Source organism: Streptococcus pseudopneumoniae, from assembly GCF_001074975.1.
Lineage (GTDB): Bacteria > Bacillota > Bacilli > Lactobacillales > Streptococcaceae > Streptococcus > Streptococcus pseudopneumoniae_D.
Genome location: NZ_JUUO01000038.1, coordinates 1 through 8,329 on the forward strand (window position 1 = coordinate 1; position 8,329 = coordinate 8,329).

Consider the following 8,329-nt stretch of genomic DNA (forward strand, 5'->3'; position numbering starts at 1 on the left):
CAAGAACGTAAAGCAACTGCTGAAAAAGCTGTTGAAAACTTCTCAAGAAGCCAAGCAGAAAAAGAAACTGCTCTTGAAACAGCTAAAGCTGAACTAGCTACAGCCAAAACGGCTCAAAAGGATGCTGAAACTGCTCTTACAAGTGCGCAATCAAAATTGCAAGCTGAAGAAAACAAGTTGAAAGCTCTTCAAGATGAACAAGCGAAGCTTCATGAAGAAAAAGACAAATTGGTGTCAGATGCTAAAGCAATTGCAACTGAATTGAGTGCCTATCTGAACGCAGACAAGAATCTTGCAGACGCGCAAACAAAAGTAGCTGATTTGGAAACAAAACTAACGCAAGCAAAATCTACTGCAAAATTGGCACAAGATAAATTGGATGCAGTTACAGATAAATTGAAAGCTGAACAAGCTAAATTAGCTGAAATCCAAGAAGAGTTTGATAAGTTGGTTAAGGATGAAAGAAAGGACTACTACAATTTATCAGGTTGGTATCTGGAGTATCCTGCAGGGAAACAAGAGGATAAGAAAACAGATACAGAAATCAAGAAAGTAGAAGACTCAAAAGCTTCACAAGCTGGTAACTGGATTGAGTCAGCTGGTCGCTGGTGGTACAAACATGCTGATGGTTCATATACAACCAACGGTTGGGAACAAATCAAGGATAAATGGTACTACTTTGACCAAGCAGGTTGGATGCAAACTGCTTGGTCAAAACTGGTGGCACATGGTATTACTTGAACAACTCAGGCTCAATGGCTACAGGTTGGGTACAAGATAATGGTTCATGGTACTATTTGAACAACTCAGGTTCACTGGCTACAGGCTGGATAAAAGATAATGGTTCATGGTACTATCTTGATAAGTCAGGTGCTATGAAAACAGGCTGGTTTATAGTTTCTGGTAAATGGTACTATGCCTATAGTTCAGGAGCTTTAGCAATAAACACCACTACACCAGATGGCTACCGTGTCAATACCAACGGTGAGTGGGTAGGATAAGGAAAAAAGAAAAGGAATTTTAAATCATGAAAAATAAAAAAATATTAGTTAGTTCTTTATTAGCAGGTTCGTTGTTATCAGTGGGTCTTATGACTTCTAAACCAATGGAAGTTCATGCCTTAACAGATATGAGTGTCAAGGATACTCAAAATCCTTTGAAAATCACCTTGATACAGACAGGAGAAATAACTATACTTTCGGTTGACCTTCAAAGAACTTCTACAACTAATGATAATACATATCTTGATTTTGATCTAGTTAATGAAGATACTGGAGAACTTGCTTCTTCATACGGTTTTGGAAGATTTGGAGGAAGTAATAGAATAAGACAGGGAATTAATATACTCACAGTAAAAGATGGGAACTACCATCTAGATATCTACAGTTCAGATGATTTTGGAAAACGTTACTTCGGACGCTCAGAAGTTTTTAAAATCTCTGGATATAAATATTATCCGATTAAGAAGGTAGAAACACTAAAATCTGCTGAAACTCCAAAACAATCTACTAGTTCTAACTCAGGTCAGACTGGCTGGTCAGGTTCTTCTTACTACAAAGCTGGTGTTAAAGTAGTCAATCAATGGATTTTTGATGTTCAGTACAATTCATACTTCTACCTAAATGCTTCAGGTAACTATGTTCAGAATGCTTGGTCAGGTAATTACTACCTTAAATCAGGTGGCTACATGGCTAAGAGTGAGTGGATTTACGATAAAAACTATAGTTCATACTATTACCTAACATCAGAAGGAAGCTATGCCCGTAATACTTGGGTAGGTAGCTATTACCTCAAATCAAATGGTAAAATGGCTAAGAACGAGTGGGTCTATGATAGCAGTTATAGTTCATACTATTACCTAACATCAGAAGGTAGTTATGCTCGTAACCAATGGGTAGGTGACTATTACCTTAAATCAAACGGTAAGATGGCAGTCAACGAACGTACCCCAGATGGATACAAAGTAGATGGCTCAGGTAAGTGGGTCAAATAAAACTTTTTTGAACTGGGAGAACAGAGAAAATAATGGAAAAACATGAAAATCAAATGAACGAAGAAGTGACCGTAGAAAAAGTCGGAGAGACTACGGAAAGAATGGAAGAATCAATTAATGAAGTAGTTAAAGAGAAGCCTGATAGAGTAGAAGCACTCAAAAAAGAGGCGTCAATTTTTGTAGATAAAGCTGGAAACAAATCGAAAATCTAGATATGAATGGTTTGATTGAAAAAATTAAAAAATTATTTGAAACAAAACCTCTACAATCTATCGGGATAAGCCTAGCTATCTTTCTTGTTCTGTTCTTTGGAGTTCGTAAATTAACCAGTGATCCATTAGATGGAACTTATGAAATTTTAACAAAACGTGATCATTTAATCATGGTGATTAAAGGAAATACTGGGACGGTCGTCTCTGAGGATTCAGACGGAGACAAAGAACAAAGACTAGTGAAAATTGATAAACAAAAGAAAGAATTGATAATCACAGATACTAAAGGAAGAGAATTAGGAAAAACAAAATATATGTTAAAAGATAAGGAACTTTATCTTCAAGAGCCAGACCAAACGTTTAACCGAGTAAAATAGACTACACATTAAAAGCTTACCCCAGTACCCTAAAAACTACTGGGGTAGGAAATTGTATATAGGGAGAATATGAATGAAATTTAAAAAATTAATAACTCTAGCTAGTTCAGTAGGACTAATTGTTTTTCTTGCGACTACTGTAGTTGCCTGTACCTCAAAATCTGAAAAAACAGACACTAAAACTGAACAAACTTCATCCCAAAAAGATAAAGATAAGGATAAAGAATTAAAAGAAGCGTTAGACAAAGCTAAATCATATGATAAAAGTCTTAAGACTTCCTACGATGATTTAAGAGTAAAATTGCTGGAAGAAGATTTTTCTGATGAGGCAATAAATTACGCACTTTCTAATGCGGGTATTGATTGGAAACAAAATGCATTGGAAAAAGCTAAAGATTATGCTAAAACTCCTCTCGTTTCAAGATATGTTATTTCCGGAAAACTATATCAAGATCGTTTTCATCCATCAGATGTCGAATTCGCTCTTGATAATGTAGATGTTGATTGGAAAAAAGCTGCAATAGAAAAAGCTAAAGATTATGCTAAAAACGACAACCTATCACGTTCTATGACCGAGTTCAAATTACAAAACTATGATGGCTTTGAACCTGAAGAGGTAAAATACGCAGTAGAAAATAGTGGCATCAATTGGAAGTAAGTAGCGTTAGAAAGGGCTAAAGAACATAAACAATCGGTTCCGGATTCTTATACAACTTCCGAAATCAGAGGTGATCTCCAAACCGACCAATTTAGGGATGAAGAGATAACGTATGCATTGAACAACTTGCAATAATAATAAAACAAAAAGAGGCCGCTACCTCTTTTTGTTTTATTATTTCTCTTTCACAATTTTATACTCAATGAAAATCAAAGAGCAAACTAGCCGTAGGTTGCTCAAAGCACTGCTTTGAGGTTGTAGATAAGACTAACGAAGTCAGCTCAAAGCACTGCTTTGAGGTTGCAGATGGAAGCTAACATGGTTTGAAGAGATTTTCGAAGAGTATCAACTATCAAACTGAACTTCTTCTAGTAGATAGTCGATAAAGCGTTCGCCCATCTTAGATAGGCTGGTTTTCTCATGCTGGATATAGACCAGCTCAATTGAGTCATCAATGTCTAGTGGGATAGAAACGATATTGTCTCCGTTGAGATTGCTGTTCAAAATCCCAGTTGCAATCGTGTATCCGTCCAAACCAATCAAGAGGTTAAAGAGGGTGGCACGGTCGCTGACTACGATGGATTTTTTGTGGTGTTCTTGGGAAAGAATTTCTTCTGAAAAGTAGAAGGAGTTGTGCGTCCCTTGGTCATAACTCAGATAAGGGAAGTTTTCTAAATCAGAGAGTTTCACCTTGTTTTTTTTTGCCAGAGGATTGGTCTTGCTGACAAAGATATGCGGTTGCGCGGTAAAGAGATGGTGAGCCAGCAGGTGATTGTCATCCAACATCTTGGTTAAAACATCACGGTTGTAGCTGTTTAAAAAGAGGACACCGACCTCACTACGGAAGTTCTTGACGTCGTCGATAATCTCCCAAGTCCGAGTTTCACGAAGGAAGAGCTCGTATTTCTCCATATCGCTTTTCTTGAGCAGAGAGACAAAGGCATTGACCACAAAGGCATAGTGCTGAGACGAAACGCTAAAGAGTTCGCGGTGGGCGACAGGATTTTTATAACGCTCCTCTAGAAGCTGGGTTTGCTCGACAACTTGACGGGCATAAGAGAGAAACTCCATCCCATCACGGGTCAAGGTAATGCCCTTGGGATTGCGGATAAAGATCTCAATGCCCATTTCATTCTCCAAATCTCTCACAGCATTGGAAAGACTTGGCTGAGTGATAAAGAGTTGCTTGGCTGCCTCATTCATGGAGCCAGTTTCGACGATTTTGATAATATAGTGTAATTGTTGAATTCTCATGTTTTTATTGTACCACACTTGCGTCAGAATCGCCAAAGAAGATAGGAAAATCAGGGGCATTGTGTGAGTCTCTTCTTGAAAAAAACACAAAAATTTGCTAGAATGAGTCTTATGAAAACATTCTATGATGTGCAGCAATTCCTCAAACGATTTGGTATTATTGTTTACATGGGAAAACGCTTATATGATATTGAGCTGATGAAGCTGGAACTCTCTCGGATTTACGATGCAGGGTTGATGGACAAACTAGACTATCTAGAAGCAGAAGCGGTTCTTCGCAGAGAGCACAAGGTAGAATTGGATTATATTGAGAAAAATGGAGAAAAGAACTAATGGTTACTTGGATTTTGTGGGCACTTATACTAGCAATGTTGGCGTGGATGGGCTTTAACTATCTTCGTATTCGTCGTGCGGCTAAAATTGTGGATAATGAGGAATTTGAAGCCTTGATTCGTACGGGTCAATTGATTGATTTGCGCGACCCAGCAGAGTTCCACAGAAAGCATATCCTTGGGGCCCGCAATATTCCTTCAAGTCAGTTGAAGACTAGTCTTGCAGCCCTTCGTAAGGATAAACCTGTCCTTCTTTACGAAAATCAACGTGCGCAACGGGTTACAAATGCAGCCCTTTACTTGAAAAAACAAGGTTTTTCTGAGATTTATATCCTTTCTTATGGCTTGGATTCTTGGAAAGGGAAAGTCAAAGTTGAGAAATAAGAAAACGAGCTTGGAGGTTTCCGAGCTCATTTTTTAACCACTTTTTCTGAGAAAGTCACGAATACTTGCCAACTCTTCTGAGTTTAGGGGGCGGTAGTCTCCTTCTTGGAGATTCTCATCCAAGCTCCAAGGGCCAAAATGGGTGCGTTTGAGGGAGGTCACCTTGACACCAACCGAGAGGAACATTTTCTTGGCCTGATGAAATTTTCCTTCTGAAATGGTGATAGAGGCTTGACTGAAGGAAGGACTTGCAGATAGAATCTCTAGTCTTGCAGGTTTACAGATAGTGCCATCTAAAAAGACAATTCCCTTTTGAAAGGCTTGGATATGGTCAGGTGTCAGGAGTCCATTAATCTCAACTTGATAAGTCTTATCGACATGATACTGGGGGTGGAGGAGCTGGAAACCCAAGGGTCCGTTGTTGGTCAAGAGGAGAAGGCCAGTCGTATCTCGGTCCAGTCGGCCGACGGCATAGAGCTTGTCAGACTGGATGTCAGGTGTCAGGAGGTCCATGACGGTTGGAAGTTCCTTGTCTTTGTTGGCTGTAACGACACCAGTAGGCTTATGAAGCATAAGATAGGTGTGCTCATAACCTCGAATGATTCGGTCCTGAAAAAGGAGTTCCTGTAGTCCTGTATCAATATTCTGAGCTAGGGAGCGAGCTGGGCAACCATCGACTAGAATTTCCCCTTTGAGTAAGGCTTGTTTCATGGCCTTTCGGCTAACTTTTTCTTGGGCTAATAAATTATCTAAACGCATACAGTGCCTATCTTATCATAAGTCGCTTGCTTTGAAAAGGCTTGACGTGAAAAGAAAAGCACAGTGAAAACATTTACACTTGCTTGAGTTATGCTATTTACTTGAAATTATGGTATAATCGTTCAGTTAGAAAATAAATTTTGAATATTATAGAGGAAATCATGACAAAATTAAGAGAAGATATCCGTAACATTGCGATTATCGCCCACGTTGACCACGGTAAAACAACCCTCGTTGACGAATTATTGAAACAATCAGAAACGCTTGATGCACGTACTGAATTGGCAGAGCGTGCTATGGACTCAAACGATATCGAAAAAGAGCGTGGAATTACCATCCTTGCTAAAAATACAGCTGTTGCCTACAACGGAACTCGTATCAACATCATGGACACACCAGGACACGCGGACTTCGGTGGAGAAGTTGAGCGTATCATGAAAATGGTTGACGGTGTTGTCTTGGTCGTAGATGCCTACGAAGGAACAATGCCACAAACTCGTTTCGTATTGAAAAAAGCCTTGGAACAAGATCTTGTCCCAATCGTTGTTGTTAACAAAATCGATAAGCCATCAGCTCGCCCAGCAGAAGTAGTGGACGAAGTCTTGGAACTTTTCATCGAGCTTGGTGCTGATGATGACCAGCTTGACTTCCCAGTGGTCTATGCTTCAGCGATCAACGGAACTTCTTCATTGTCAGATGATCCAGCTGACCAAGAAGCTACTATGGCACCAATCTTTGACACAATTATCGACCATATCCCAGCTCCAGTAGATAACTCAGATGAGCCTTTGCAGTTCCAAGTATCACTTTTGGATTACAATGACTTCGTTGGCCGTATCGGTATCGGTCGTGTCTTCCGTGGTACTGTTAAGGTTGGGGACCAAGTTACCCTTTCTAAACTAGATGGTACAACTAAAAACTTCCGTGTTACTAAACTCTTCGGTTTCTTTGGTTTGGAACGTCGTGAAATTCAAGAAGCCAAAGCTGGTGACTTGATTGCCGTTTCTGGTATGGAAGATATCTTTGTCGGTGAAACCATCACTCCGACAGACGCAGTTGAAGCTCTTCCAATCCTACACATCGATGAACCAACTCTTCAAATGACTTTCTTGGTCAACAATTCACCATTTGCTGGTAAAGAAGGTAAATGGGTAACTTCTCGTAAGGTAGAAGAGCGCCTTCAAGCTGAGTTGCAAACAGACGTTTCCCTCCGTGTTGACCCAACTGATTCACCAGATAAATGGACTGTTTCAGGACGTGGAGAATTGCACTTGTCAATCCTTATCGAAACAATGCGTCGTGAGGGATATGAACTTCAAGTATCTCGTCCAGAAGTTATCGTCAAAGAAATCGATGGTGTTAAATGTGAGCCATTTGAACGTGTTCAAATCGACACTCCAGAAGAATACCAAGGATCTGTTATCCAAAGCCTTTCTGAACGTAAAGGTGAAATGTTGGATATGATTTCAACTGGTAATGGTCAAACTCGTTTGGTCTTCCTGGTTCCAGCGCGTGGTTTGATTGGATACTCAACTGAGTTCTTGTCAATGACTCGTGGTTACGGTATCATGAACCATACATTTGACCAATACTTGCCATTGATTCCAGGAGAAATTGGTGGACGTCACCGTGGTGCCCTTGTTTCTATTGATGCTGGTAAGGCAACAACATACTCAATCATGTCTATCGAAGAACGTGGTACAATCTTTGTCAACCCAGGTACTGAGGTTTACGAAGGAATGATTATCGGTGAAAACTCTCGTGAAAACGACTTGACAGTTAACATCACTAAGGCTAAACAAATGACCAACGTCCGTTCAGCTACTAAGGACCAAACAGCTGTTATCAAGACACCTCGTATCTTGACGCTTGAAGAGTCTCTTGAGTTCTTGAACGACGATGAGTACATGGAAGTAACGCCTGAGTCTATCCGTTTGCGTAAACAAATCCTTAACAAGGCAGAACGTGAGAAAGCTAACAAGAAGAAAAAATCAGCTGAATAAGAGCTAGAAAGAGATAAAGATGGTTTATTTAATCATAGGAATCCTCTTATTACTACTCTATGTATTTGCGACACCACAAAGCATTAAAGGGACAGTTAATATAGTCCTTGTCGTCTTTGCTTTTGTAGCACTCTTGATTTTGCTCATGCTGTCTGTCCTGCAAATCTTTCAGCTACCGACAGAATTCTTTATCGCAATCGCCATGCTCTTCCTAGCATACTTTAGCTTGCGAGATATTACCCTCATGTCGGTCAATAAAAGTAAAAGAAGATAAAAAGAGAGTTTTGACTCTCTTCAGATTGAAGACAAAGTCCTTAGAACTCCAGTTTCTAAGGGCTTTTCTTTGTGTAAAGTCGT

At 39.7% G+C, this 8,329-nt stretch carries 10 protein-coding genes and 1 pseudogene; 9 read left to right on the forward strand and 2 right to left on the reverse strand.

The genetic code is table 11. From position 1 onward, the window contains the following. Positions 1-645 precede the first annotated feature (645 nt). From ADI86_RS11940 to ADI86_RS01985, 5 genes and pseudogenes are all read left to right on the forward strand, one after another. A pseudogene (locus tag ADI86_RS11940) lies at positions 646-1,001 on the forward strand (hypothetical protein); the annotation flags it as partial. A gap of 26 nt (positions 1,002-1,027) precedes the next feature. Continuing rightward, a complete protein-coding gene (locus tag ADI86_RS01970; RefSeq protein ID WP_049531561.1) occupies positions 1,028-1,993 on the forward strand; it encodes a hypothetical protein in 966 nt (321 codons plus the stop codon). 32 nt (positions 1,994-2,025) lie between these two features. Beyond that, complete coding sequence (locus ADI86_RS11945; protein ID WP_049531562.1) at positions 2,026-2,205, forward strand: hypothetical protein; 180 nt, start codon at positions 2,026-2,028, stop codon at positions 2,203-2,205. Positions 2,206-2,207: 2 nt separating this feature from the next. After that, entirely contained in the window at positions 2,208-2,582 is a 375-nt protein-coding gene (locus ADI86_RS01980) for a hypothetical protein (protein WP_049531563.1), read from the forward strand. A gap of 73 nt (positions 2,583-2,655) precedes the next feature. Further along, positions 2,656-3,240 carry an Ltp family lipoprotein gene (locus ADI86_RS01985; protein ID WP_049531564.1) on the forward strand — a complete coding sequence of 195 codons (585 nt, stop codon included), beginning with the start codon at positions 2,656-2,658 and terminating at the stop codon, positions 3,238-3,240. A gap of 345 nt (positions 3,241-3,585) precedes the next feature. On the opposite strand, the gene ADI86_RS01990 is transcribed toward ADI86_RS01985, so the two are convergent. Beyond that, positions 3,586-4,494 (reverse strand): LysR family transcriptional regulator, encoded by a 909-nt coding sequence (locus tag ADI86_RS01990; protein ID WP_049531567.1) that lies wholly within the window; start codon positions 4,492-4,494, stop codon positions 3,586-3,588. A gap of 63 nt (positions 4,495-4,557) precedes the next feature. Between ADI86_RS01990 and ADI86_RS01995 the strand changes: the two genes are divergently transcribed. Both ADI86_RS01995 and ADI86_RS02000 read left to right on the forward strand, forming a co-directional pair. Further along, positions 4,558-4,827, forward strand: a complete 270-nt coding sequence (locus tag ADI86_RS01995) for a YqgQ family protein (RefSeq protein WP_033689072.1) — start codon at positions 4,558-4,560, stop codon at positions 4,825-4,827. Next, positions 4,827-5,210, forward strand: a complete 384-nt coding sequence (locus tag ADI86_RS02000; RefSeq protein WP_000259257.1) for a rhodanese-like domain-containing protein — start codon at positions 4,827-4,829, stop codon at positions 5,208-5,210. The genes ADI86_RS01995 and ADI86_RS02000 overlap by 1 nt, the downstream gene beginning before the upstream one ends. A 33-nt stretch (positions 5,211-5,243) precedes the next feature. Here the strand turns inward: ADI86_RS02000 and ADI86_RS02005 are convergent, their stop codons facing one another. Continuing rightward, the gene (locus ADI86_RS02005; RefSeq protein ID WP_049531565.1) at positions 5,244-5,969 is read right to left on the reverse strand and encodes a 16S rRNA pseudouridine(516) synthase; all 726 of its coding nucleotides are present in this window, start codon (positions 5,967-5,969) and stop codon (positions 5,244-5,246) included. A gap of 161 nt (positions 5,970-6,130) precedes the next feature. Here ADI86_RS02005 and typA point away from each other — a divergent pair, with 161 nt between their 5' ends. Together typA and ADI86_RS02015 are read left to right on the forward strand one after the other, a co-directional pair. Continuing rightward, on the forward strand, positions 6,131-7,972 hold the full coding sequence (gene typA, locus ADI86_RS02010) for a translational GTPase TypA (RefSeq protein WP_000164111.1): 1,842 nt from the start codon (positions 6,131-6,133) through the stop codon (positions 7,970-7,972). 19 nt (positions 7,973-7,991) lie between these two features. Continuing rightward, positions 7,992-8,246, forward strand: coding sequence for a DUF3165 family protein (locus tag ADI86_RS02015; RefSeq protein ID WP_049531566.1), 255 nt, complete (start codon positions 7,992-7,994; stop codon positions 8,244-8,246). The last annotated feature ends 83 nt before the right edge of the window (positions 8,247-8,329 follow it).

Bases quoted from the DNA above. Each gene is read 5' to 3' on its own strand.
- ADI86_RS01970 (WP_049531561.1), top strand. From the start codon at position 1,028: ATGAAAAATAAAAAAATATTAGTTAGTTCTTTATTAGCAGGTTCGTTG.
- ADI86_RS11945 (WP_049531562.1), top strand. From the start codon at position 2,026: ATGGAAAAACATGAAAATCAAATGAACGAAGAAGTGACCGTAGAAAAA.
- ADI86_RS01980 (WP_049531563.1), top strand. From the start codon at position 2,208: ATGAATGGTTTGATTGAAAAAATTAAAAAATTATTTGAAACAAAACCT.
- ADI86_RS01985 (WP_049531564.1), top strand. From the start codon at position 2,656: ATGAAATTTAAAAAATTAATAACTCTAGCTAGTTCAGTAGGACTAATT.
- ADI86_RS01990 (WP_049531567.1), bottom strand. From the start codon at position 4,494: ATGAGAATTCAACAATTACACTATATTATCAAAATCGTCGAAACTGGC.
- ADI86_RS02000 (WP_000259257.1), top strand. From the start codon at position 4,827: ATGGTTACTTGGATTTTGTGGGCACTTATACTAGCAATGTTGGCGTGG.
- ADI86_RS02005 (WP_049531565.1), bottom strand. From the start codon at position 5,969: ATGCGTTTAGATAATTTATTAGCCCAAGAAAAAGTTAGCCGAAAGGCC.
- typA (WP_000164111.1), top strand. From the start codon at position 6,131: ATGACAAAATTAAGAGAAGATATCCGTAACATTGCGATTATCGCCCAC.
- ADI86_RS02015 (WP_049531566.1), top strand. From the start codon at position 7,992: ATGGTTTATTTAATCATAGGAATCCTCTTATTACTACTCTATGTATTT.